18 protein-coding genes and 1 pseudogene are annotated in these 25,076 nt (G+C 71.0%); 6 read left to right on the top strand and 13 right to left on the bottom strand.

All coding sequences use genetic code 11. The features are described from left to right. Positions 1–4: 4 nt before the first annotated feature. The 12 genes and pseudogenes from ACRDTB_RS12125 to ACRDTB_RS12070 form a co-directional block, all read right to left on the bottom strand. Positions 5–166 (bottom strand): hypothetical protein, encoded by a 162-nt coding sequence (locus tag ACRDTB_RS12125; protein WP_431430212.1) that lies wholly within the window; start codon positions 164–166, stop codon positions 5–7. Between the two features lie 107 nt (positions 167–273). Then, on the bottom strand, positions 274–978 hold the full coding sequence (locus ACRDTB_RS12120) for a hypothetical protein (protein ID WP_431430256.1): 705 nt from the start codon (positions 976–978) through the stop codon (positions 274–276). 74 nt (positions 979–1,052) lie between these two features. Beyond that, positions 1,053–1,817 (bottom strand): annotated as a pseudogene (locus ACRDTB_RS12115) (SDR family oxidoreductase); the annotation flags it as partial. A gap of 219 nt (positions 1,818–2,036) precedes the next feature. Continuing rightward, positions 2,037–2,816, bottom strand: coding sequence for an ABC transporter ATP-binding protein (locus ACRDTB_RS12110; protein WP_431430211.1), 780 nt, complete (start codon positions 2,814–2,816; stop codon positions 2,037–2,039). Further along, positions 2,813–3,877 (bottom strand): FecCD family ABC transporter permease, encoded by a 1,065-nt coding sequence (locus ACRDTB_RS12105; protein ID WP_431430210.1) that lies wholly within the window; start codon positions 3,875–3,877, stop codon positions 2,813–2,815. Before ACRDTB_RS12105 ends, ACRDTB_RS12110 begins: the two co-directional genes overlap by 4 nt. After that, on the bottom strand, positions 3,877–4,827 hold the full coding sequence (locus ACRDTB_RS12100; RefSeq protein ID WP_431430209.1) for an ABC transporter substrate-binding protein: 951 nt from the start codon (positions 4,825–4,827) through the stop codon (positions 3,877–3,879). Before ACRDTB_RS12100 ends, ACRDTB_RS12105 begins: the two co-directional genes overlap by 1 nt. A 331-nt stretch (positions 4,828–5,158) precedes the next feature. Further along, on the bottom strand, positions 5,159–6,136 hold the full coding sequence (locus ACRDTB_RS12095; protein WP_431430208.1) for a LacI family DNA-binding transcriptional regulator: 978 nt from the start codon (positions 6,134–6,136) through the stop codon (positions 5,159–5,161). A 40-nt stretch (positions 6,137–6,176) separates the two neighbouring features. Then, positions 6,177–7,565, bottom strand: a complete 1,389-nt coding sequence (locus ACRDTB_RS12090; protein WP_431430207.1) for a GH1 family beta-glucosidase — start codon at positions 7,563–7,565, stop codon at positions 6,177–6,179. 14 nt (positions 7,566–7,579) lie between these two features. Continuing rightward, positions 7,580–8,422 carry a carbohydrate ABC transporter permease gene (locus tag ACRDTB_RS12085; RefSeq protein WP_431430206.1) on the bottom strand — a complete coding sequence of 281 codons (843 nt, stop codon included), beginning with the start codon at positions 8,420–8,422 and terminating at the stop codon, positions 7,580–7,582. 10 nt (positions 8,423–8,432) lie between these two features. Beyond that, the gene (locus ACRDTB_RS12080; protein ID WP_431430205.1) at positions 8,433–9,428 is read right to left on the bottom strand and encodes a carbohydrate ABC transporter permease; all 996 of its coding nucleotides are present in this window, start codon (positions 9,426–9,428) and stop codon (positions 8,433–8,435) included. Further along, entirely contained in the window at positions 9,425–10,717 is a 1,293-nt protein-coding gene (locus ACRDTB_RS12075; RefSeq protein WP_431430204.1) for an ABC transporter substrate-binding protein, read from the bottom strand. Before ACRDTB_RS12075 ends, ACRDTB_RS12080 begins: the two co-directional genes overlap by 4 nt. A 241-nt stretch (positions 10,718–10,958) precedes the next feature. Further along, positions 10,959–11,942 (bottom strand): glycoside hydrolase family 16 protein, encoded by a 984-nt coding sequence (locus ACRDTB_RS12070; RefSeq protein WP_431430203.1) that lies wholly within the window; start codon positions 11,940–11,942, stop codon positions 10,959–10,961. Between the two features lie 384 nt (positions 11,943–12,326). Here ACRDTB_RS12070 and gltB point away from each other — a divergent pair, with 384 nt between their 5' ends. Then, positions 12,327–16,916 (top strand): glutamate synthase large subunit, encoded by a 4,590-nt coding sequence (gene gltB / locus ACRDTB_RS12065; protein ID WP_431430202.1) that lies wholly within the window; start codon positions 12,327–12,329, stop codon positions 16,914–16,916. Beyond that, positions 16,909–18,429 (top strand): glutamate synthase subunit beta, encoded by a 1,521-nt coding sequence (locus ACRDTB_RS12060; protein ID WP_431430201.1) that lies wholly within the window; start codon positions 16,909–16,911, stop codon positions 18,427–18,429. Before gltB ends, ACRDTB_RS12060 begins: the two co-directional genes overlap by 8 nt. A gap of 161 nt (positions 18,430–18,590) precedes the next feature. Here ACRDTB_RS12060 and ACRDTB_RS12055 read toward each other — a convergent pair whose 3' ends face one another. Beyond that, entirely contained in the window at positions 18,591–20,039 is a 1,449-nt protein-coding gene (locus ACRDTB_RS12055; RefSeq protein WP_431430200.1) for an aromatic amino acid ammonia-lyase, read from the bottom strand. 123 nt (positions 20,040–20,162) lie between these two features. On the opposite strand from ACRDTB_RS12055, the gene ACRDTB_RS12050 reads away from it, so the two are divergent. From ACRDTB_RS12050 to dacB, 4 genes are all read left to right on the top strand, one after another. Further along, a complete protein-coding gene (locus ACRDTB_RS12050) occupies positions 20,163–21,131 on the top strand; it encodes a trypsin-like serine peptidase (protein ID WP_431430199.1) in 969 nt (322 codons plus the stop codon). Between the two features lie 65 nt (positions 21,132–21,196). Further along, positions 21,197–21,865, top strand: a complete 669-nt coding sequence (locus ACRDTB_RS12045; RefSeq protein ID WP_431430197.1) for a DUF2461 domain-containing protein — start codon at positions 21,197–21,199, stop codon at positions 21,863–21,865. A 74-nt stretch (positions 21,866–21,939) separates the two neighbouring features. Further along, positions 21,940–23,364: a pyruvate kinase gene (gene pyk, locus ACRDTB_RS12040; protein ID WP_431430195.1), complete on the top strand. Its 1,425-nt coding sequence runs from the start codon at positions 21,940–21,942 to the stop codon at positions 23,362–23,364. A gap of 214 nt (positions 23,365–23,578) precedes the next feature. Further along, a partial coding sequence (gene dacB, locus ACRDTB_RS12035) for a D-alanyl-D-alanine carboxypeptidase/D-alanyl-D-alanine endopeptidase (protein WP_431430194.1) occupies positions 23,579–25,076 on the top strand: 1,498 nt, incomplete at its 3' end.

Raw genomic sequence — 25,076 nt, 5'->3', positions numbered from 1 at the left:
AGGTCTACGAAGCCGGGCCGGAGACCAGGTCTCGTCCGGTTGTCAGCGGCAGGTCCAGCGCGGTCAGCAGGCCGGGCTTCGCCGCGGCGACCGCGGGGATCGCGTTCACCAGCCGCATCGCGGTGGCCTTGAGCCCGGCCGTGTTGTGGTCGCCGTCGCCGGCCACGAGCCGTAGGTCCAGCGTGCAGCTCGGCTCGCCGGTGACCTCGACGCGGTAGCCGCCCTACCCGGCGGCCCGCGGCCAGTCCGGGCCGAGGTTCGGGCGTAGCCGCGTCACGTGCTCGAGCACGCACACCGGCCGGCCGCCGCGCATCCCGCGCACCTCTCGAACCGCGGCGCTGCCGCCGTGCCCGCGGCGACCATGCCGGCCGCGATCTCGCGCGGGTAGCCGGGTCGACGACTCCTCGACACCGTCCAGCTCGACACCCAGCCCGGCCGCGGAGCTGGCGCACCATGCTGCCCCACGCCAGCGACAGCACGCCCGGCATGAGCTGCATCGGGCTGTCGTCGACGGGCCGGCCGAACCCCATGATGTCGAACAGCACCTTGGCGTTGTCGTAGGTGGAGTAGTCGAGGATCTCCAGGCAGCGGACCTCGTCGATGCGCTGGCACACCGAGGTCAGCCAGCACGAGCGGCAGCCAGTCGTTGGCGAAACCGGGGTCGATCCCGTTCACCCACAGCGACGCGCCACCCTCGGTGGCCGCCCGGCGGATCGGTTCGATCACCCCCTCGGGCACCACGCCCGTGGGGTACCGCAGGAACACCGGCGAGCTGGACACCACGTTCACGCCGGCACGCAGGATCCGCGCCAGGTCGTCGAGCGCCTCGGTGATCCGGTCGTCGGCCATCGCCGTGTACACCACGCAGTCCGGGTGCAGCGCGAGCAGGGCGTCGGCGTCGTTCGTGGCGGCCACCCCGAGGGGCCCGACGCCCGCCAGCTCACCCGCGTCCCGGCCCACCTTGTCCGGAGTGGACACCCAGACGCCGGCCAGCGTGAGTGTCGGGCCGCGCCGCGATCCCGGCTATCGCGTGCCACCCCATGTTCCCGGTGCTCCACTGCACGACGCGATACGGCACCGTCCACCTCCAGCACTTTGCCGGTGAGGTCGCCGCCGGCCGGGGAGGCCAGGAGCAGGTTGGTCGCGGCGACCTCCTGCGCGGTGCCGATTCGGCGCAGGGGAGTGGCCCGTTCCATCCGGGACCGCAGCTCGTTGGTCTGCACGATGTCGAGGGGCCGGCGTCGCCACCGAGCCGACGGCGACCGCGTTGACCCGGATCCGCGGCGCGAGGTCGCAGGCGGTCAGCTCGGTGAGTTGAGCGAGGGCCGCCTTCGCCGTGCCGTAGGCGAGGAAGCCCCGCCCGCTGACCCGGCCCATGATCGACGACACGTTGACGACCGCGCCGCCACCGCCGGTCGGCATGATCGGCACGGCGGCCCTGGTGAGCGCGTGCGCGGTGGACACGTTGAAGCGGAACGCCTCTTCGAGGACGTCGGGCTCCGTGTCGAGCAGCGGTCGTGGGTAGGCGCCGCCGAGGTTGTTGACCACGACGTCCAGCCGCCCGAACCCGTCCCGCGCCGTCCCGGCCAGCGTGCCGACAGCGTCCACATCGGACAGATCGGTGGCGACCGGAAGCGCCCGCCGGCCGGCCGTGGTGACTACCTCGGCGACCTCGTCGAGATCGGCCTTGGTACGCGCGGAGACACCACGGCGGCGCCGGCCTCGGCGAGCGCGACGGCGGTGGCCGCCCCGATCCCCCGGCCGGCCCCGGTCACCACGGCGACGTGGTCGGTGAGCAGGAACCGGTCCAGGATCACACGCAGAGATGTAACACGTTTTACTCTGGGAAGGGTGGCCTCCGGCCCCCGATTTCCAGCGTACCGGCGGGCACCGACGGCGCCGTATGCGCGACCGAAGCCTGTGGACAACTCGACCGATTGAACGGTCCATTCAATCGGAGGGGTCCCCCTGATTTTCAGACTACCCGCGAGCACTGACATTTCCGCGGATGCGCGCGGGTCCGGCTTGGCGTGCGGCTAGCGAGCCTTGCGGGTGGGTGTGACGACCAGGTTCCCGTTGTCCGTCGTGAGAACCTCGACCGCGGCGGCGTAGTGCCGCTCGATGATCGGCCGGGTGAGAACCTGTTCCGGTGGACCGGAGGCGACCACCTCGCCACCGTCGAGAAGCAACAGGCGGTCGGCGTACTGGGCGGACAGCGTCAGGTCGTGCAGCGTGCTCACCACGGTCGCGCCCTCCTCGGCGCGCAGCCGGTCGACGAGGTCGAGCAGCGCCTGTGCGTGCCCGATGTCCAGGCCAGTGGTCGGCTCGTCGAGCAGCAGCAGGCCGGCCTGCTGGGCGAGCACCCGGGCGAGCACGGTCCGCTGGCGCTCGCCCCCGGACAACGTGTGCAGCGCCCGCCCGGCGAGCGTCTCGAGGTCGAGCCGGTCGAGCACCTGCTCGACGATCTCCAGGTCCGACCGGCGCTCGCGGGCCAGTGGCGCCAGATGCGGGGTGCGGCCGAGCAGGACGTAGTCGGTGACGGTGAGCCGGTCGGGCAGCTGCGGGGTCTGCGGCGCGTACGCGATCGCGCGGGCCCGCGCGCGGCTGCCGAGCGTGGCGGTCGGCGTGCCGCCGAGGAGGATCTCGCCGTCGTGGTCGACGACGCCGACGATCGCCTTGAGCAGCGAGGACTTGCCCGCGCCGTTGGGCCCGATGATCGCGAGCCAGCTGCCGGCGGGCACCTCGACGTCGACGTCCGCGGTGACGATCTTCGTGCCGTATCGCGCGGTCACCCCGCGCAGGGTCAGCGTGGTCACCGGATCTGCCCCCGGTTCATCCGCAGCACCAGCAGGAAGAACGGTGCGCCGGTGAACGCGGTGATCACCCCGATCGGCAGCTCGGCCGGCGCGAACGCGGTGCGCGCGATGTGGTCGGCGATGATCAGGAACACCGCGCCGCCGACGAGCGACAGCGGCACGACGACGCGGTAGCTCGCGCCGGCCAGCAGCCGGACGATGTGCGGCACGACGATCCCGACGAACCCGATGAGCCCGCTGACCGCCACCGCCGCCGCGGTGGCGAGCGACGCGGCGAGCAGCACCACGATCCGGACACGCCCGGGGTTGATGCCGAGCGAGGTGGCCTCGTCGTCGCCGACCGCGAGCACGTCGAGCAGCCGTCCGCACAGGCACAGCACGACGCCGGCGAGCCCGATGTAGGGCAGCGTCACCAGCACCTCGCGCCAGCCGGTCGTGTTCAGCCCACCGAGCATCCAGCTGTAGACCTGCTTGATCGTGTCCGTGTTGAGCTGCTGGACGAAGGTCTGGATCGCGGTGAGGAACGAGGCGACCGCGACGCCCGCGAGCAGCAGCACCGCCGTACCGCCGCCGGCCGAGCGGCCGAGCAGCCAGGTCAGCGTCACGCCACCGATCGCGCCGGCGAACGCGGCCAGCGGGAGCGGCCCGATGATCCAACCGGCGACCGACGGCGCGGCGACGACCACGATCGTCGCGGCCATCCCCGCGCCGGCTGCCGCGCCGAGCAGGTACGGGTCGGCGAGCGGGTTGCGGAACACGCCCTGGAACGCGGCGCCCGCCATCGCGAGCGCCGCACCGACGAGCCCGGCGAGGACCACACGGGGCAGCCGGATCTCCCAGACGATCGCCGCCTCGGTGGCCGACAGCGGCGACCGGCCGCCGGTGAGCTGCGCCCAGATCTCGGCCACGACGCGGGTCCCGCCGAGGTCGGCCGCGCCGAGCAGGGTCGACACCGAGATCACGACGGCGAGCGCGAGCACCGACACGGCCAGCACCGCCGGGCGCAGCCGCGTCGGTGTGACGCTCGGCCGTGCGGTCTCGCGGCTCACCGTCGTGAGCATCAGCCCTCGCTCGCCTTGCTCACCGCGTCGGCGATGGATCGGGCGAGGTCCACCACGCGCGGCCCCCACCGCGAGGCGAGGTCGTCGTCGAGCGGGACGACGTCGCCGTTCTGGACCGCCTTCAGGGCGCGCCAGCCGGGCCGTGCGGCGACGGTCTCGGCGTTCTGGCCGCAGCACTTCGTGTCGGCGAGGAAGATCAGGTCGGGATCGGACTTGAGGATGTACTCGTTGGACAGCTGCGGGTAGCCGCCGCGGTCCTTGTCGGCCGGGTCGGCGATGTTGGTCAGCCCGAACAGGTCGTAGACCTGGCCGATGAACGTCTTCGACGTCGCGCTGTAGAGCGTCGTGTCGAGCTCGTGGTAGTAGGTCAGGTTCTGCTTCGGGGTGTCCGCGGCGAGCTTCTCGAGGTCGGCCCGCGTGCGGTCGGCGAGGTCCTTCGCCTCGTCGGCGTGCCCGGTGGCCTCGCCGATGAGCTCGATGCCGGCGTAGAGATCGTCGAGACTCGCGGCCGCGGGGACGATCAGGACCTGCCGCTGGAGTTGGTTGAGGGAGGCGACGAGGTCGTCGGCGTCCTCGGAGATCACGACGAGGTCGGGGTCGTATCCGGCGATGGCCTCGACGTTCGGGGTGAGCCCGGAGAGGTCGGTCTTGGGCGCGTCCTGCGGATGGTTGGACTGCTCGTCCACGGCGACGACCTGGTCACCGGCGCCGACCGCGAACAGGGTCTCGGTGTTGCTGGCGGACAGCGACACGATGCGCTCGGGCCGCTGCTCGATCGTCAGTGGCTCACCGGTCGGCGGGGTGACGGTGACGGGGAACTGCTGCTCCTGCGCCTTCGGCTCGTTCCGCGGGGTGTCCTCCGCGCGCTCGGCGCATCCGGCCGTCACGAGGGCGGCGGTGAGGGTCACGGCCGCGAGACGTCGCGCGCGCCTGCGGGTTGGGTTCGACATGGACCACCTTCGGTCGTCGGCCCGGGCAGCGGGCGACGTGGCGGTCGCGACGCCGCATCCCTGCACCGGGGGCGGTTGGCGTCGACGCGGGGAGTGGTAGGCGACCTGGCTCGGGCACGCTTGCGCGGGCCTCCACAGTTGCGGGACAGCGCCGGGTTCGCACCGGACTTCGCTTCCACCTGCCGCGGTCGGGTGACCGCGGACTGTTCGCGCCACTGGCCCATCGAGCTGGCCAGCGAAATGACGCTACCACCCGTACGGCCCCGAACCCGCGAGACAGTCGTCACCGCGAATGTCGGACTCGCGGGTCGGGAGTGTTGGACTCGCGGGGTTAGGCGGAGGCGCGTTCGATCAGTTCGGTGGGCAGGACCACCGGGTCGCCCACGGGGTCGCCGCCGATCTGGGTCAGGAGGAGTTCGGTCATCGTGCGGGCCTGGTCGACGACGGGCTGGTGGATCGTCGTCAGCGGGGGTTCGGTGTGCTTGGCCATCTCGATGTCGTCGTAGCCCACGACCGACACGTCCTCCGGGACGCGTCGGCCCGCGGCCCGCAGACAGCGCAGCGCGCCCATCGCCATGAGGTCGTTCGCCGCGAAGACGCCGTCGAGGTCCGGGTGCCGGTCCAGCAGCTCGGTCATCGCCCGCTCGCCGGACTCGCGGGTGAACTCCCCGTACGCGACCCGGTCGGCCTTGCGGCCCGCCGCCGCGAGCGCCCGCCGGTAGCCGTTCAGCCGGTCGTTGCCGGCGGTCATGTCCTGCGGCCCGGCGATCGTCGCGATGCGGCGGCGGCCCGCCGACAGCAGCCGCTCGGCAGCCAGCTGCGCGCCGCCCACGTTGTCCACGTCGACGTAGGACAGGCCGGGGAACTGGCGCTGTGGGCGGCCGCCCACCACCGTCGGGATGCCGGCGTCCAGCAGCAGCCGGGGGAGTGGGTCGTCGTCGTGCATCGAGGCCAGCAGCACCCCGTCGACGTGTCCACTTCGGACGTAGTCGGCGAGCCGGGAGTGCTCGGCGTCGTTCCGCGCGTTCACCAGGACCAGCTGCACGCCGGTGTCGATCAGTGCCTGCGACGTCGCGATGATGATGTTGCCCAGGTAGGGGTCGGACAGCACCGTCGCGTCCGGCTCGCGCATCACGAGCGCGACCGAGTCCGTGCGGCGCATCGCGAGCGAGCGCGCCGCCCGGTTCGGCACGTAGCCCAGCCGGCCGATCGCCGACTCGACCGCGTCCTTGACCTCCGGCGACACCCGCGGCGAGCCGTTGATCACGCGGGACACGGTCGCCCGGGAGACCCCCGCCGCCGAGGCCACCGTGTCGAGGGTCGGCTTCTGCCGCCGGACCGATACCCCATCACCCAATGTCGATGCCGTTCTCCTCGATCACCCGCCGGTACCAGTGCGCGCTGTCCTTCCAGGTCCGCGCCTGGGTCGGATAGTCCACGTGGACGATGCCGAACCGCTTCGCGTAACCGTAGGCCCACTCGAAGTTGTCCAGCAGCGACCACACGAAGTATCCACGAAGGTCGACGCCCGACTCGATGGCCTCGTGCACGACCGCCAGGTGGTCGCGTAGGTACGAGATGCGCTCGTGGTCGCGCACGCCGCCGTCGGCGCCCAGCTCGTCCTCGAACGCGGCGCCGTTCTCGGTGATCATCAGGGGGACCGGCGCGTACTCCTCGTGCACCCGGTGTACCACCGTACGAAGGCCCTGCGCGTCGATCGCCCAGCCCATGGCCGTGGCCGGGCCGGGCTGGGCGACGAACCGGACGTCGGCACAGCCCGGCCAGGGCGACGGCGCCGGATCGGCCGGTCCGCTGTCCACGAGGGTCGGCGTGTAGTAGTTGATGCCCAGCAGGTCGATCGGCGTGGCGATCACCGCGAGGTCGCCGTCGGCCACGAACGACCAGTCGGTCAGCCGCTCGGTGTCGCGCAGCACGTCGGCGGGGTAGTGGCCGCGGAACAACGGGTCGAGGAACAGCCGGTTGCCCAGCCCGTCGATCCGCCGCACGGCGTTGGTCGCCGCCGGCGAGGTCGCGCCCGGCATCACCGCGCACAGGTTCAGCGTGATCGACACCTGCGCCTGGGCCGGCAGCGCGGCCCGCAGCGCCTCGGTGCCCGCCCCGTGCGCCAGCAGCAGGTGGTGTGCCGCCCGCAGCGACAGCGCCGGGTCGGTCCGGCCCGGCGCGTGCACGCCCGCGGCGTACCCGAGGAAGGCGGAACACCACGGCTCGTTCAGCGTGGTCCACGCCGGGACCCGGTCACCGAGCCGGGCAGCCACCAGCTCGGCGTACTCCGCGAACCGGGCCGCGGTGTCCCGCTCACCCCATCCCCCCACGTCCTCCAGCTCCTGCGGCAGATCCCAGTGGTAGAGGGTGAGCACGGGCGTGATCCCGTGCGCCACCAGCTCGTCCACCAGGCGCTCGTAGTGGTCGAGCCCCGCCTGGTTCGCCGGTCCCTTTCCGCCGGGCTGGATCCGCGGCCACGACACCGAGAACCGGTAGGCGAGCAGGCCCAGCTCGGCCATCATCGCCACGTCGGTCCGGAACCGGCGGTAGTGGTCGGCCGCCACGTCGCCGGTGTCGCCGTTCGCCACCCGGCCCGGCGTGTGCGCGAACGTGTCCCAGATGGACGGTCCGCGGCCGTCGGTGTCCGGTGCGCCCTCGATCTGGTAGGCCGCCGTCGCCGCGCCCCACACGAACCCGTCGGGGAACTCGAGCCTGGTCCCTGCTTGGTGGTTCACTCCGCGAGCTCCGTTCACGCCTTCACCGCCCCCTGCATGATGCCTCCGATGATCTGCCGCCCCAGCAACAGGAAGACGATCAGCATCGGGAAGGTGGCGATTACCGTGCCCGCGAGCACGAGCGAGTAGTCCACCTCGATGCCGCTCGCCGTGTTGGCGATCGCCACCTGCACCGTCGGGTTCTGCGTGTTCAGCAGGATGAGCGGCCAGAACAGGTCGTTCCAGTACGTGATGAACGTGAGCAGCGCCAGCACCGCCGCGCCGGGCCGGGCGACCGGCAGCACCACGCTCCAGTAGATCCGCAGCGTCGACGCGCCGTCCACGCGGCCGGCCTCCAGCAGCTCCGTCGGCATCGCCGAGGTCAGGTACTGCCGCATGAAGAACACGCCGAACGCGCTCACCAGCGCCGGCACGATCACGCCGCGCAGGTCGTTCGCCCAGCCGAACCACTGGGTGACCATGATGTACAGCGGGATGATCGCCAGCTGCGTCGGCACGAGCATCGTCGCCACGACGGAGGTGAACAGCCCGCCGCGCCCGCGGAAGGTCAGCTTGGCGAACGCGAAACCGGCCAGTGTGGACGTGAACACCACCGACACGGTGATCGTCCCGGCCACGATCACCGAGTTCGTCAGCGCCAGGCCGAAGTTGCCCTGCTCGAACGCCGCCGACAGGTTGTCCCACAGCGAGCCGCCCGGCACCAGTGGCGGCGGGTACCGGCCGATCGCCGACTGGTCCCGCGAGGACACCACGACCGACCAGTACAGCGGGAAGATCGAGAGCACGATGATCGCGAGCAGCAGCGCGTAGGCGGCCCAGCCCGCTGAGCTCGGCCCGGATCTCGGTGCGCGTCTCATCGATGACCTCCTAGTCCGCCGACCGGATGCGCCGCACGAGCAGGAAGTTGACCAGCGCGATGACGACCGTGACCAGGAACAGCGTCCACGCGATCGCGGCCGCGTAGCCGTAGCGGCCGTTGGTCCAGAACTGCTGGTACAGGTAGAGCACGACGGTCTGGAACTGCCGCTCCGAGCCGCCGTTGTTGTTGCGCGTGGTGTCGAACAGGAACGGCTCGGCGAACAGCTGCAGCGCGCCGATCGTGGACACGATGACCGTGAAGATGATCGTCGGCCGCAGGCTCGGGATCGTGACGTAGCGGAACTGCTGCCACTTGCTCGCGCCGTCGATCGAGGCCGACTCGTACAGCTCGTACGGGACCGTCTGCATCGCGGCCAGGTAGATCAGCGCGTTGTAGCCGGTCCAGTGCCAGGTCACCATCGCCGACACCGCGAGCCACGACGACCACGTCTCCGCGCGCCAGTCGACCGGGCTGTCCACGAACGGCTGCAGGACCCAGTTCAGCAGCCCGAAGTCACGCGCGAACACCTGGTTGAAGATGAGCGCGACCGCGGCGACCGACGTGATGTAGGGGATCAGCACGCCCATCCGCAGGAACAGCCGGCCGCGCAGCCGGTAGTTCAGCAGGTGCGCGATCCCCAGTGCCAGCAGCAGCTGCGGCACCGTCGACACCAGCCCGATGCCGAACGTGTTGATCAGCGCGTTGTGGAAGTTCGCGTCCCCGAACAACGCCGTGTAGTTGTCGAGCCCGACCGACACGTCCTCGCTGCCCGGCCGCCGCGGGCTCCACGACGTCGTCGAGATGACCGCCGTGTAGATCAGCGGGAACAGGCCGAACACCGCGAACAGCCCGAAGAACGGCAGCACGTACAGGTACGGCGAGCCCTTGACGTCCAGCCGGTACAGCCGCGAGCGCCAGGCCTGCCGCCGGGGCGAGGGTGGCACCGCGGGGCGCCCCCGGTCCTGTTCCGGGGACGCTCCGCGGTGGTCCACCGCGGAGGTCATCCATCACCAGCCGCGGCCTTGATGTCGCCCATGGCCTTGTCCCACGCCTCGTCGGCGTCGGTGCCCTGCTCGACGCTGTTCAGCGCGCCGGCGAAGGTGGTGCCGATGACGCCGCTCTGCGGCCCGTAGACCTGTACCGGGGCGTCCTGGAGCGAGGCCGGGAAGATCTTCCCGGCCGGCGCGCCGGAGAAGAACTCCGAGCTGAACTCCGCCACCTCGGGCTGGGTCCAGGTGCTCTTCTGGCTCGGGAAGTTGCCGATCGTCTTGAACAGCTTGATGTTCTGCTCCGGCGCGGTCAGCCACTTCGCGAGCTCCACGGCCGCGTCGGTGTTCTCGCCCTGTGCGGGGACCGTGACGTACGAGCCGCCCCAGTTGCCCGAACCGCCGGGGATCGTGGCGATGTCCCACTTGCCCTTGGTCTGCGCGGCGTTGGCCTGGATGTAGCCCATCATCCACGCGGGGCAGGTGATCGTCGCGAACTGGCCCTGCTGGAAGCCGGTGTTCCACTCGGGCGAGAACTCCGGCAGCGCGGCGGACTGGCCGTCCTCGATCGCGGAGACCGTGAGGTCCCACGCGTCGCGCACCGCGTCGTTCTCCTCGACGATCAGCTCGCCGTCGGCGTCGTAGAACGTCTCCTCCTGGTTGCCGAGGATGCCGGTGAACACGTGACCGCCCGCGTCGAACCACTTGACCTTCGGCACCTCCGCGAGGAACCGGTTGCCGACGTCGACGTAGTCCTCCCACGTCGACCACAGCGCGGACACCTCGTTCCGGTCCGTCGGCAGGCCGGCCTCGGCGAACAGGTCGGTGCGGTAGCACATCGCGAGCCCGCCGATGTCGGTCGGCAGCCCGATCAGCGTCCCACCGTCCGGAGTGGACGCTCGTTGGACGGTCGACTCGGTCCACTGCGCGGTGTCGACGCCGTGGTCGGTGAGGTTCACGAACTTGTCCGGCTGCCCGATGTAGCCGGACACCTGGCCCACCTCGATCACCTCGAGGTCGGCTGCGCCCGACCCGGCGGTGAGCCGGGCCTGCAGGTTCTGGTGGTGGGTACCGAAGTCGCTGCGGTTCTCGACGATCTTGACGTTGTCGTGCGCCTTCTCGTACTCGTCGTAGAGCTCCCGGTTGTCGGGCAAGGAGAAGTTGTCGCCGTAGACGTTGATGGTGAGCGTGATCTCGCCGTTCTCCGCGGCGCCGTCCCCGCCGCTTCCGCACGCGGCGAGGACGAGGGCGCCCACCGCCGCCAGCGATGCGGCGATCGCGCCCGTGGGTCGTCTGGACGTTCGCATGGGGGCCTCCTGCCGGCCACGTCGCCGTGGGTTCGAGCCGTCTCGTGAGAGCGCTCTCACGGGTGCCCGAAGGATCTCGTTCGGATTCGGTGCTGTCAAGACCTCGTGACCACCCCGTTGCCGGGAGGAGCCGGTCCCCGCGCACCAGGGACGGGGTGCGAGGGGAACCGGCTCCGACGATCCGAGCTCCGCGTGGCCTGTCGCCGGTCGATCGGATCGCCGCTCGGGAGTCCGGCGCGGGTCAGTGGCCGGCGGTCGGGTCGCCACCGCCGCCGCGGCTCCACACCGCCACATAGTCGACGACCATCGGCCGGCCCGGCGTGGTCTCCGGCACCGGGGTCGCGCGGCCCGCGACACCGTCCGGGAACGCGCCGCCCATCGCGACGTTGAGCAGGATGAAGTAGCCGCCGTGGCCGGTCATCTGGTTCCACGTGTCGGCCGGCAGCTGGCTCTGGCTGACGCTGTGGAACTGCTCGCCGTCGACGTACCAGCGCAGGTCGTTGGGCGAGACGCTCTGGTCCCACTCGAACCGGTAGGTGTGGAAGCCGGACTGGCACGGCGAGCCGGGGCAGGCCCGGCTGGCGCCGATGCCGTTGTTCTCGTTGCACGGCCCGCCGGGCGCGACTCCACAGTGGAGCACGCCCCACACGGAGTCGATCCCGTTGACGTTCTCCATGACGTCGAACTCGCCGATGCCCGGCCAGTTCCAGTAGTTGCCGCGGAACGGCGAGCCGAGCGCCCAGAACGCCGGCCAGTACCCGAGTGCCTCGGTACCGGTGACGTTGGGCATCTGGATGCGGCCCTCGATGCGCAGCACGCCGCCGGCCGGTGCCTTGAAGTCGGCACGCTGGGTCTCGATGCGCGCCGAGGTCCAGTTGCCGGCGTCGTCGCGCAGCGGCGTGATGTGCAGGTTGCCGGAGCCGTCGACGCTCACGTTCGCCGGGTCGTCGGTGTGCGCGGCGATCTCACCGGTGCCCCAGTTGGCGGGTCCGCCGGGGTAGCTGTGGCCGATGTCGAAGATCCAGTTCGACGACGAGGGCAGCGAGCCGGCGGGTCCTTCGAAGTCGTCCGCCCACACCTGGGTCCACCCCGGCTCGGGTGGCGGGACGGACGCTTCTGCTTGCTGTGTCAGGGGAATCGCGAACACGACCGCCGCGGCGGCCGCGCCGAACGCCAGGCGCAGGCGGCGCTTGCCGGGGGGCGGCGTCGATGGAGGAGCGGGCATGGCGGTGACCTCCTTGTCACGCTCGGGCAGGGTTCCGAGTACCTGTCAGACAGGCCGCAGATATTGCCGCATGCCATGGAAGCGCTCTCACGACGGATTGTCAACAGGTGACGGATTGTCAACAGGTTCCGATGTGCCGGCGCACTTCCATTCCGGAGCGTCTCAGTTACCCTGAAGTAGGCCAGTGCAGGCGCTCGGGCGCCCTCACCAGGGCGTAGGCGCCTTATCGCGCGGATCACGTCAATCGTTACGCCGATCCCGACCAATCCGCGCTCGAGTCGTGGCTCATGGGTTTCGGGACTGTTAAGCTCACGCAACACGCGGGCCATCGCCGTCCCGCGCCCAGCACAAACTGAGCGCGAGGACGACGAGGGAGGTCGACGCGTGATTTTTTCTGCCATCCCCGCTGCGCAGGGTCTTTACGACCCCACTGCCGAGCGTGACGCGTGTGGTGTGGCCATGGTCGCCGACATTCGAGGTCGGCGATCCCACGAGATCATCACCGACGCCTTGGTGGCACTGGCCAACCTCGAGCACCGCGGGGCGGCCGGCGCGGAGCCCACGAGCGGTGACGGCGCCGGCATCCTGGTGCAGCTGCCCGATGCGCTGCTCCGCGACGTCGTCGACATCGACCTGCCCGAGCCGGACGCGACCGGCGCGCACCGCTACGCCACCGGCATCGCGTTCCTGCCCACCGACCCCGATCAGCGAGCCAGAGCCGTCTCGCTGATCGGACGCATCGCCGGCGAGGAGGGCCTGGAGGTGTTGGGCTGGCGCGAGGTGCCGGTCGCACCCGACTCCGCCGGAGTCGGCCCCACCGCGCGCTCGGTGATGCCGCACTTCGCGATGCCGTTCCTCGCCGCGATTCCGGACGGGGACGGCGACCGGGCGGCCGGCATCGCGCTGGATCGGCTGACCTTCTGCCTGCGCAAGCGTGCCGAGCACGAGAGTGTGGCGGCTGGCTGCGGCGTGTACTTCCCGTCGCTGTCCGCGCGGACCCTGGTGTACAAGGGAATGCTGACCACCGCGCAGCTGCCGGCGTTCTTCACCGACCTCACCGACGAGCGGCTGTCGAGCGCGATCGCGTTGGTGCACAGCCGGTTCTCCACCAACACGTTCCCATCCTGGCCGCTCGCGCACCCGTTCCGGTTCGTCGCGCACAACGGTGAGATCAACACGATCCGCGGCAACCGCAACCGCATGCGCGCCCGCGAGGCGTTGCTGGCGACCGACCTCGTCCCGGGCGACCTGACCCGGCTCTACCCGGTCTGCGACCCCGAGGCGTCGGACTCGGCGTCCTTCGACGAGGTGCTGGAGCTGCTGCACCTCGGTGGCCGGACGCTGCCGCACGCGGTGTTGATGATGATCCCGGAGGCCTGGGAGAACAACGCCACGATGGAGAAGAAGCGGCGGGCCTTCTACAAGTTCCACGCGAGCCTGATGGAGCCGTGGGACGGCCCGGCGAGCGTGACGTTCTCCGACGGCACCCTCGTCGGCGCGGTGCTCGACCGCAACGGCCTGCGCCCGGCGCGCTGGTGGCGCACGACCGACGACCGCGTGGTGCTCGCGAGCGAGACGGGCGTGCTGGACGTGCCGCCGGAGAAGGTCATCGCAAAGGGCCGGCTGCAGCCGGGCCGGATGTTCCTCGTGGACACCGGGGCCGGCAAGATCGTCGACGATGACGAGATCAAGACCGCGCTGGCCGGGGAGCTGCCCTACGAGGACTGGCTGCACGCCGGGCTGCTCAAGATCGCCCAACTGCCCGACCGCGAGCACGTCGTGCAGACCAACGAGTCCGTGCTGCGCCGTCAGCTCTCCTTCGGCTACACCGAGGAGGAGCTCAAGATCCTGCTCGCGCCGATGGCGATGACCGGCGCCGAGCCGATCGGCTCGATGGGCACCGACACCCCGCCGGCCGCGCTGTCGAAGCGGCCGCGGCTGCTCTACGACTACTTCAAGCAGAACTTCGCGCAGGTGACCAACCCGCCGCTGGACGCGATCCGCGAGGAGATCGTCACCTCGGTGCAGCGGATCATGGGCCCGGAGCAGAACCTACTCCGGCCGACCCCGGCGTCCTGCCGGCACATCCAGCTGCCGCTGCCGGTCGTCGACAACGACGAGCTCGCCAAGCTCATCCACGTCAACGACGACGGCGACATGCCGGGCTACGCCTGCACGGTCATCCCCGGTCTGTACGAAGTGGACGGTGGTGGCGCCGCGCTGGAGGAGGCCATCGCGCGGGTGCGCCGCGAGGCGTCCGAGGCGATCGCCGCCGGGGCGCGCATCCTCGTGCTGTCCGACCGGGACTCCGACCACCGGATGGCGCCGATCCCGTCGCTGCTGCTCGTCTCCGCCGTGCACCACCATCTGGTGCGTACGAAGGAGCGGCTGCGCGTCGCGCTGGTCGTGGAGACCGGTGACGCGCGCGAGGTGCACCACGTGGCGCTGCTGCTCGGCTACGGCGCCGCGGCGGTCAACCCGTACCTCGCGTTCGAGACGATCGAGAACCTGATCCGCCGCGGCACGCTGACCGGGATCGAGCCCCGCCAGGCGATCCGCAACTACGTCAACGCGCTCGTCAAGGGCGTCCTCAAGATCATGTCCAAGATGGGCATCTCGACAGTCGGCGCGTACACCGCGGCGCAGGTGTTCGAGGCGTTCGGGCTCTCCCGCGACGTGCTCGACGAGTACTTCACCGGCACCAGCTCCAAGCTCGGCGGCGTCGGCCTGGACGTGCTCGCCCGCGAGGTCGCCGGCCGGCACTACGCCGCCCATCCGGAGAACCCGACCGACCGGGTGCACCGCAGGCTCGAGTCCGGCGGCGAGTACGCCTACCGGCGCGAGGGCGAGCTGCACCTTTTCACACCCGAGACCGTGTTCCTGTTGCAGCACGCCACGAAGACCCGCCGCGAGGAGGTCTACCGCGAGTACGTGGCCGAGGTGGAACGGCTCAACCGCGAGGGCGGCGCGCTGCGTGGGCTGTTCGGGCTGCGCACGGCGGAGTCCATCGGCCGCACCCCGGTCCCCATCGACGAGGTCGAGCCGGTCGAGTCGATCCTGCGGCGGTTCAACACGGGCGCGATGTCCTACGGCTCGATCAGCGCCGAGGCGCACGAGACCCTTGCCATCGCGATGAACCGGATCGGCGGGCGGTCCAACACCGGTGAGGGTGGCGAGGACACCGACCGGCTCTACGACCCGCAGCGCCGCTCGGCGATCAAGCAGATCGCCAGCGGGCGGTTCGGCGTCACCAGCGAGTACCTGGTGAACGCGACCGACCTGCAGATCAAGATGGCGCAGGGCGCCAAGCCGGGGGAGGGCGGCCAGCTGCCGCCGAACAAGGTGTGGCCGTGGATCGCGCGCACCCGGCACTCGACCGCCGGCGTGGGCCTGATCTCCCCGCCACCGCACCACGACATCTACTCCATCGAGGACCTGGCCCAGCTCATCCACGACCTGAAGAACGCCAACGAGCACGCCCGCGTGCACGTGAAGCTCGTCAGCGAGCTCGGCGTCGGCACGGTCGCGGCGGGCGTGTCCAAGGCACATGCTGACGTGGTGCTGATCTCCGGGCACGACGGCGGAACGGGTGCCTCGCCGTTGAACTCGCTCAAGCACGCCGGCACGCCGTGGGAGGTCGGTCTCGCCGAGACGCAGCAGACGTTGCTGCTCAACGGATTGCGCGACCGGATCACCGTGCAGGTGGACGGCGCGATGAAGACCGGGCGGGACGTGGTCATCGCGGCGCTGCTCGGGGCCGAGGAGTACGGGTTCGCCACCGCCCCGCTCATCGTGGCCGGCTGCGTCATGATGCGGGTGTGCCACCTGGACACCTGCCCGGTCGGCGTGGCGACGCAGAACCCGGTGCTGCGCGAGCGGTACACCGGGCAGGCCGAGCACGTGGTCAACTTCTTCCATTTCGTCGCGCACGAGGTCCGGGAGTGGTTGGCACGCCTGGGTTTCCACACGCTCGACGAGGCGATCGGGCACGCCGAGCTGCTCGACGTCGACGACGCGGTCGAGCACTGGAAGGCCCGGGGGATGGACCTGTCACCGGTGTTCGCGGTGCCGCAGACCAGCTACGGCGGCGCCCGCCGGCGGGTACGTGCCCAGGACCACGGGCTGGACCAGGCGCTGGACCGCACGCTCATCCAGCTCGCCGAGGCGGCGCTGGAGGACGCCCACCCGCTGCGGCTGGAGCTGCCGGTACGCAACGTGAACCGGACCGTCGGCACGCTGCTCGGCTCCGAGGTCACCCGGCGCTACGGCGGTGACGGGCTCCCGGACGACACCATCCACATCGAACTGTCCGGTTCGGCCGGTCAGTCGCTCGGCGCGTTCGTGCCCGCCGGCATCACGCTGGACCTGATCGGCGACGCCAACGACTACGTCGGCAAGGGCCTGTCCGGCGGGCGGATCATCGTGCGGCCGCACCCGGACTCGGCGTTCGCCGCCGAGCAGCAGGTGATCGCCGGCAACGTGATCGGCTACGGCGCCACCGGCGGGGAGCTCTTCCTGCGCGGCAGGGTCGGCGAGCGGTTCTGCGTACGCAACTCCGGCGCGGTCGCGGTGGCCGAGGGCGTCGGCGACCACGCGTTCGAGTACATGACCGGCGGCCGGGCGGTGGTGCTCGGGCCGACCGGACGCAACCTCGCGGCCGGCATGTCCGGCGGCATCGCGTACGTGCTCGACCTGGACGAGAAACTGGTCAACACCGCGATGGTCAACCTGCAGCGACCGTCCGGCGACGACCTGCGGTGGCTGCGGGAGATGGTGGCGCGCCACCACGACTACACCGGATCGGCGGTGGCGGCGTCGCTGCTCGGCGACTGGACCCGGCGCGCGGTGACCTTCACCAAGGTGATGCCGCGCGACTACGAGCGGGTGCTCGAGGCGATGCGGCTGGCCGCCGCCGAGGGACGGGACATCGACGAGGCGGTCATGGAGGCCACGACGGGGGTGGGGCGTGGCTGACCCCAGCGGCTTTCTCAAGCACGACAGGAAGAACGCGCCGAAGCGGCCCACGGCCGACCGGCTGTCGGACTGGCACGAGGTCTACGCCGACCTCGAGCCGGCCGAACGCGACAAGCAGGTACGCCACCAGGCGAGCAGGTGCATGGACTGCGGGATCCCGTTCTGCCACTCGGATTCGGCCGGCTGTCCACTCGGGAACCTGATCCCGGAGTGGAACGACCTCGTCCGCGCCGGCGACTGGTCCGGGGCGAGCGAGCGGCTGCATGCCACGAACAACTTTCCGGAGTTCACCGGGAAGCTGTGCCCGGCGCCGTGCGAGACGGCGTGCGTGCTGTCGATCTCACCGTCGTCCGGCGGGCCGGTGGCGATCAAGCGCGTCGAGGAGGCGATCGCCGACGTCTCGTGGGAGCGGGACCTGGTCCGCCCGCAGCAGGCGGCGGTGGCGTCCGGCCGGCGGGTCGCGGTCGTCGGGTCGGGCCCGGCCGGGCTCGCGGCGGCGCAGCAGCTGACGCGCGCGGGCCACGAGGTGACCGTGTACGAGCGAGACGACCGGCTCGGCGGCCTGCTGCGGTACGGGATCCCCGAGTTCAAGATGGAGAAGAAGGTTCTCGACCGCAGGCTCGCGCAGCTCCGCGAGGAGGGCACCCGGTTCGTCACCGGCTGCGAGGTCGGCGGGTCGCGGCCGGGCGACCTGTCCGTGGATACGCTGCGCGCGTCGTTCGACGCGGTGGTGCTGGCGGTCGGCGCGCTGCGGGGCCGTGACCCGCAGGAGGTTCCGGGCCGCTCGCTCGGCGGCGTGCACCTGGCGATGGAGCACCTGGTGCCGGCGAACAAGGAGTGCGAGGGCGACGGTCCCACCTCGATCTCCGCTGCGGGCAAGCATGTCGTGATCATCGGCGGCGGCGACACGGGCGCGGACTGCTACGGCACGGCGACGCGGCAGGGCGCGCTGTCGGTCACGCAGCTCGACCAGTACCCGCGCCCACCGGGCGAGCGCGACGACGACATCTCGCCGTGGCCGGTGTGGCCGTGGGTGCTGCGGACCTACCCCGCGCACGAGGAGGCGGGGGAGCGCCGGTTCGCGGTCGCGGTCGAGGAGTTCGTGGGTTCGCCGTCCGGTGACGTTCGAGCGGTGCGGCTGCGGGAGGTCGTGGTGCGCAGGGACCCGGAGACGGGCGTCCGCGAGGTCACCACGGTCGGCGACGAGGTCGAGGAGCTGCCCGCGGACCTGGTGCTGCTGGCCATCGGCTTCGAGGGCGTGGAGCACCTGCCGTTGCTCGACGGCCTGGGCCTGTCGCTGACGCCACGCGGCACCGTGTCCTGCGGCCCGGACTGGCGGACCTCGAGCGAGGGTGTCTTCGTCTGCGGGGACGCGCACCGCGGCGCTTCCCTTGTCGTGTGGGCGATAGCGGAGGGCCGCTCGGTGGCGAACGCGGTCGACGCGTACCTGACTGGCCACTCGGACCTGCCCGCGCCGGTGCACCCGACCGCTCTACCGCTCGCGGTCGTCTGACCGGTCACCCGCGGGCCGCGTCGATGACCCACGCGGCCGCGGTGACCAGCCGCTGGCACAGCGCGGGGTCCACGGCCCCCTTCATGACGATGGCCTGCCCGTGCCCGAACCCGACGACCACCTCACAGGAAGCCGTGACCGGGGTGCCTTCGCGATCGCGGCTAAAGGTCGGCGAGTTGGTTCACGAGGTCGGCGGCCGACTCGAGGTCTGTCGACAGTGGACGGTCGGCGAGGTCGCGGTCCAGGACGGCGTCGGCGAGGTCGAAGGCCTCGCGGATCGGCAGGTCCATCAGGTCGGCCGGGCGCATTCGCAACGCCCGCACGGCCGCCACGAGCTCGCAGGCGAGCACCTGCCGGTACGCCTCGGCCGCCGAACCCGCCGACCGTGCCGCCTGCGTCGCGAAGGACGCGTGGTCCTCGACCCCGCGCGACACCACGGCCGTTCCGATGGTCACCGGCAGCGCCGCCTGCCGCAGCGCCGCGAGCGCGTCGTGCGCGACGTACTCCAGGATCATCACCCCGGAGCTGCCCGGCGGGCCGGACGCGAGGAACGCCGGCAGATCGGTGAAGGACGGCTCGACCAGGTCGCCCAGCCGGGACGCGGACAGCTCGGCCACGTGGTGCACCGTCGCCCGCGTCTGGTCGAGGGCGACCGCCACGTACGCGGTGTGGAAGTGGGCGTTGTGAAAGACGTCGCCGGCCGACAGCGACACCATCGGGTTCTCCGTCGCCGCGTTGATCTCGATGGTGAGGATCTCGGTCAGGTACGCGAGCGCGTCCAGGGCCGGTCCCTGCACCTGGGGGAACGCGCGTAGGCCGTACGGGTCCTGGATCCGCCGTCCCGCCCGCGGCGTGCCACGCATTCCCAGCAGCCGCCGCATTTCCGCCGCGCAGCGTACCTGGCCGGGATGCGGCCGCACCTCGTGCACCGCCGACGCGTACGCCTCCGGTGAGCCACCGAGGACCACAAAGGACAGTGCGGCCACGACATGGCTGGCGCGCAGCAGCCGGTCGAGCTCGCGGGCGGCCAGCACGGCGTCGGCGAGCGTGGCCGCGTTGCTGCTCATGAACGCGAGCGCGTCCGAGGTGTCGAACGGAACCGCCGGCAGGGATCCCGACGCCCACGCACGCTCACCGGACAGCGTCAGCGCCGTCTCCGCCAGCGCGGTCAGGTCACCGGTGCCGATCGCGCCCGTGCGGTGCACCAGCGGGACGGCGCCGGCCGTGAGCGCGGCGGCCAGCGCGTCGAGCAGCCGCGGGTGTGCGCCCGAGCCGCCCGCGGCCAGCTGGTTGAGCCGGATCAGCAGCATGGCCCGCACCTGCCGGTCCGGCGTCGGCTCGCCGGTCCCGCCCGCATGGCTGCGCAGCAGCCGCCGCCCGTGCTCCGGGCCGGCGTCCTCGTCGACGGTCAGGTCGCGGTTGGCGCCGACACCCGTCGTGCGCCCGTAGATCTCCCGCCGTGCGGCCAGCTCCGTCATGAGCGCCCACGCGGCCTCGGCCCGCCGCGCGGCCTCGGGCGAGACCCGCACGGTCACGTCGTGGTCGGCGATCAGCGCGACGTCCGCGCAGCGCAGCGACCTCCCGTCCACCACCAGCTGACGATCAGCCATCCGCGCTCCCGTTTCCGCTGCCTACCGTACTTCCGTGGGTAACTTTCCACGCGCTGCGTCGTTAACATGTCGCCACCTGTCCCCTGCGCGGACGGCCCTGACCGGGTCGTCCGGAAGGTAGGTATGTACATGAAAGGAATCCTGCGGTCCGCCGTCGCCGTGGCGGCGAGTGGGCTCGCGGTGGCGCTGTTCATCAGCCCGTCGGAGGCCGCGGCCCCCGAGCCGTCGGTGGCAGTGCACCAGATGGGCGCGACCACCGCGAAGTGGACCCCCGAGGCCATGCGCGACGCGATCCCGCTCGACCGGCTGCTGCCGAAGGTGGACGCGTCGAAGGTGACCCACGACGTCGAGCGCGGCGTGTCCAAGGTCGTGGAGCCGACCGGCCCGCTGCTGAACGAGCTGCTGCCCATGGCCTTCCCCGAGGGCGGCGGTGACTGGACCGGTGGCGGCGCGGTCGAGAAGACCGCGGGCCGAGTGTTCTTCACCCACCAGGGTCAGGATGCCTCGTGCAGCGGCAACGCGGTGACCAGCGGCAACAAGAGCGTCGTGCTGACCGCGGGCCACTGCGTGAAGCTGGAAGGCACCTGGCACACCGACTGGGTGTTCGTGCCCGCCTACAACAACGGCGACGCGCCGTTCGGCACGTGGACGGCGAAGTCCACGCTGACCACGCCCCAGTGGGAGGCCAGCGAGGACATCAACTTCGACGTCGGCGCCGCGGTGGTCGACCCGCTGAACGGGCAGAACCTCACCGATGTCGTCGGCGGTCAGGGCGTCGCGTTCAACCAGCCGCGGGGCCAGGACATGTACGCGTTCGGGTGGCCGGCGGCCGACCCGTACGACGGCACGCACATGATCTACTGCAGCGGCACCACGTTCGACGCGCTGATCAGCGACGGCATCGGCATGACGTGTGACATGACCGGCGGCTCGAGCGGCGGTCCCTGGTTCCAGGAGTTCGACGAGGGCACCGGCGCCGGGATCCAGAACTCGGTGAACAGCTACAAGATCAACTTCATTCCGACCTGGATGTTCGGGCCGTACTTCGGCTCCGACGCCCAGGGTGTGTACGACGCCGCGCAGGCCGGCTGAGTCCTGCGATCTCCGGTGGGTGGTGCCTCGCGGGGCGCCACCCACCGGCACATAGGCTGCCGGACGTGAGCAGGTTCCAGGGGTTCGGCGAGCACGCGGTCGACTTCTACGACGGGCTCGTCGCCGACAACTCCAAGTCGTACTGGACCGACAACAGGGCGGTCTACCAGTCCGACGTGCGCGAGCCGATGGAGGCGTTGCTCGCGGAGCTGTCGGACGAGTTCGCCACCGACTTCGGCCGGGCCACCGTCTTCCGGCCGTACCGCGACGTGCGGTTCGCCAAGGACAAGTCGCCCTACAAGACGCACTGTGGCGGTGTGATCGAGCCGGGCCGCGGCGCGGGCGCGTACTACGTCGAGCTGAGCCCGGACGGGATCCGCACCGGCGGCGGCTGCTTCCACCTGCACCCCGATCAGCTGGCGCGGTTCCGCACGGCGGTGGACGAGGAGATCCACGGCGCGGCGCTGGGCAAGATCCTCACGAAGCTCGAGAAGGCCGGCTGGGAGCTCAAGGGCGACCGGCTGGCCACCCGGCCGCGGGGTGTGCCGGCCGACCATCCGCGTCTGGACCTGCTGCGCTACCGCTCGGTGTACGCGGTGCGGACCTGGCCGCCGGACGACGTGCTGCACGAGCACGCCCTGCTCGACCGGGTGCGCAAGGCGTGGCGGGCACTGCGCCCGTTCAACGAGTGGGCCCGCGACCACGTCGGAATCAGCGAGCAAACACACCGTTAACGTTCTGGATCGATCATTGCGTTACTGCTCGGTACTTCGGGATCGTTCCAGCCATCAGGACTAGGCTGCGTGCCGTGAGTCGACGAGCGAAGATTGTATGCACTCTGGGGCCCGCGACTGCCACCCCGGAGAAGGTGCGCGACCTGGTCGCCGCCGGCATGGACGTCGCGAGGATGAACTTCAGCCACGGCAGCCAGAGCGACCACAAGCAGGTCTACGACTACGTGCGGGCCGCCTCTGACGAGTCCGGGCGCTCGGTCGGCATCCTGGCCGACCTGCAGGGACCGAAGATCCGCCTCGGCACGTTCGCCGGCGGGCCGGTCGAGTGGCGGGTCGGCGACACCGTGCGGATCAGCGTGGAGGATGTCGAGGGCACCCACGACCGCGTCTCCACCACGTACAAGGGGCTGGCCAAGGACGCGAAGGCGGGGGATCGGCTGCTGGTGGACGACGGCAACGTCGGCCTGACCGTGCGCGCGGTCGACGGGCCCGACGTGGTCTGCGAGGTCACCGAGGGCGGCACGGTCAGCAACAACAAGGGCATCTCGCTGCCCGGCATGGACGTGTCGGTGCCGGCGATGTCGGACAAGGACATCGAGGACCTGGAGTTCGCACTCCACCTCGGCGTGGACATCGTCGCGCTGTCGTTCGTGCGGTCGCCCGCGGATATCGACCTCGTGCACCAGGTGATGGACCGGGTCGGCAAGGGCCGGGTACCGGTGATCGCGAAGCTGGAGAAGCCCGAGGCGGTCTCGAACCTCGAGGCGATCGTGCTGGCCTTCGACGGCGTCATGGTGGCCCGCGGCGACCTGGGTGTGGAGCTGCCGCTCGAGCAGGTGCCGCTGGTGCAGAAGCGGACCATCCAGATCGCGCGGGAGAACGCGAAGCCGGTGATCGTGGCGACCCAGATGCTGGAGTCCATGATCAACAACTCCCGGCCGACCCGTGCCGAGACGTCCGACGTGGCCAACGCGGTGCTCGACGGCGCCGACGCCGTGATGCTGTCCGGCGAGACGAGCGTCGGCCGGTACCCCATCGAGACCGTGCGGACGATGAGCCGGATCGTCGAGGCAGTGGAGAGCGAGTCGACGGTCGTGCCGCCGTTGACCCACGTGCCGCGGACCAAGCGGGGCGTGCTGTCCTACGCGGCCCGCGACATCGGCGAGCGGCTCAACGCCAAGGCACTGGTCGCGTTCACGCAATCTGGCGACACGGTTCGGCGGTTGGCCCGACTGCACACCCACCTGCCGCTGCTGGCGTTCACGCCGGAGCCCGCGGTGCGCAGCCAGCTGGCACTGACCTGGGGCGTCGAGACGTTCATGGTGCCCAAGGTGGACTCGACCGACCTCATGGTCCGCCAGGTGGACCTGTCGATGCTGTCGATCGGGCGGTACCAGCCGGGTGATCTGGTGGTCGTGGTCGCCGGCTCCCCGCCGGGGACGGTCGGCTCGACCAACCTCATCCGCGTCCACCGCCTAGGAGAAGAAGACCACGCTTGAGGTTCCGCCTCCCAAACCGCACCTAAGGGGAACGGGACGCAACTCAGCCACAAGTACGTGCCGAACTGGACGGCACCCAGCTCAAGGCGACCACAAGAGTTAATTTCGGGGAGGCGGAACTGCTGGTGATTGTCATGACGGCGGCGGGGTAGGAGGATTCCTCACCTCTGCCCTGCGTCAACCTGGAGTCGCCGTGGAACCTCGTCGCTTACGAATGCTCACCCTGCTTGCCGGCTTGGTGCTGCTCATCGGCACGGTCGGGGCCGTGTCGCCGGTGTCACCGGTGGCCGCGCAAGATCGAGGCGAGCTGGGCGCCGACCTCGACGCGATCCTCGCCGACCCCGGGCTCGCGGGTGCGGACGTCGGGCTGGTGGTACGGACGCTGGACGGGGATACCGTCTACCAGCGCGGCAGCGATCGCCGCCAGCAGCCCGCGTCCAACGCCAAGCTCGCCTCCAGTGCCGCCGCGCTCGAGATCCTCGGACCCGACCACCGTTTCACCACGACCGTCGCGAGCCCGGCCCCGCTGCACGGCCCCGTCCTCGACGGCGACCTGTACCTCAAGGGCACCGGCGACCCGACCATGCTCGCCGCCGACTACGACGTGCTCGCCAAGCAGGTCGCCGAGGCGGGCATCACGAGCGTGCGCGGAAAGCTCGTCGCCGACGACACGTGGTTCGACGACACGCGCCTGGGTCTCGGCTGGGCTTGGGACGACGAGCCCTACTACTACAACGCGCAGATCTCGGCCCTGACCGCCGCACCCGACACCGACTACGACGCCGGCTCGATCATCATCCGGGTCGAGCCGGGAGCGGACGGCACGGCGAGGGTCACCACCGAACCGCAGACCGACTACGTCACGGTCCGCAACACCGCGACCACCGGCGCGCCCGGCTCCGACGACACGATCTCGGTCGACCGCCAGCACGGCTCGAACGTCTTCACCGTGACTGGCTCGATCCCGGCCGACGGCAGCGCCGACACGGAGTTCATGGCCGTGTGGGAGCCGACCGGCTACGCCGCCGCGCTCTTCCGCGACGCCTTGAGCGCGCACGGTGTCCGCGTCGTCGGCCCGACGATCCGCGGCGCGACCCCGGCCGACGCGACGGCGTACGCGAAGCGCGAGTCGATGCCACTGCGTGAGCTGATGGTGCCGTTCCTCAAGCTCAGCAACAACATGCACGCCGAGATCCTGACCAAGACCATGGGCCGGGCGACCGCGGGCGAGGGCAGCTGGGATGCCGGCGAGGCCGCGATCGCGGCCGTGCTGCCGACTCTCGGCGTGGACGGCCCTCTGTCGCTTGTGGACGGTTCGGGTCTGTCCAGGATGGACCAGATCGCGCCGGACCAGCTGGCCGCACTGCTCGGTGGCGCCGCCGGGCGGCCCTGGTTCGCCGAGTGGTACGAGGCGTTGCCGATCGCGGGTAAGGCCGACCGGCTGGTCGGCGGCACGCTGCGCAACCGGATGCGGGGCACACCCGCCGAGGGCCGGGTCCACGCCAAGACCGGCTCGCTGACCGGAGTGAGCGGCCTGTCGGGCTACGTCGACACCGCGGGCGGCGAGCGTCTGGTCTTCTCGATGGTCACGAACAACACGATCGACGTCGACGCGAAGGCGATCGAGGACGCGGTCGCCATCCGGCTCGCCGCCGAGGGCGGGACGGCCGACGTCGCGCGGGCGCCGCGCGCGCCGGCCGTCGACCCGGGAC

Origin of the sequence: Actinophytocola sp. (assembly GCF_050699935.1) — a bacterium.
Lineage (GTDB): Bacteria > Actinomycetota > Actinomycetes > Mycobacteriales > Pseudonocardiaceae > Actinophytocola.
The sequence above is the reverse complement of the archived record's forward strand: the minus strand, read 5'-3'. Positions and strand labels throughout refer to the sequence as shown.

Bases quoted from the DNA above. Each gene is read 5' to 3' on its own strand.
- ACRDTB_RS12105 (WP_431430210.1), bottom strand. From the start codon at position 3,877: ATGCTCACGACGGTGAGCCGCGAGACCGCACGGCCGAGCGTCACACCG.
- ACRDTB_RS12100 (WP_431430209.1), bottom strand. From the start codon at position 4,827: ATGTCGAACCCAACCCGCAGGCGCGCGCGACGTCTCGCGGCCGTGACC.
- ACRDTB_RS12085 (WP_431430206.1), bottom strand. From the start codon at position 8,422: ATGAGACGCGCACCGAGATCCGGGCCGAGCTCAGCGGGCTGGGCCGCC.
- ACRDTB_RS12080 (WP_431430205.1), bottom strand. From the start codon at position 9,428: ATGACCTCCGCGGTGGACCACCGCGGAGCGTCCCCGGAACAGGACCGG.
- ACRDTB_RS12075 (WP_431430204.1), bottom strand. From the start codon at position 10,717: ATGCGAACGTCCAGACGACCCACGGGCGCGATCGCCGCATCGCTGGCG.
- ACRDTB_RS12070 (WP_431430203.1), bottom strand. From the start codon at position 11,942: ATGCCCGCTCCTCCATCGACGCCGCCCCCCGGCAAGCGCCGCCTGCGC.
- ACRDTB_RS12055 (WP_431430200.1), bottom strand. From the start codon at position 20,039: ATGGCTGATCGTCAGCTGGTGGTGGACGGGAGGTCGCTGCGCTGCGCG.
- ACRDTB_RS12050 (WP_431430199.1), top strand. From the start codon at position 20,163: ATGTACATGAAAGGAATCCTGCGGTCCGCCGTCGCCGTGGCGGCGAGT.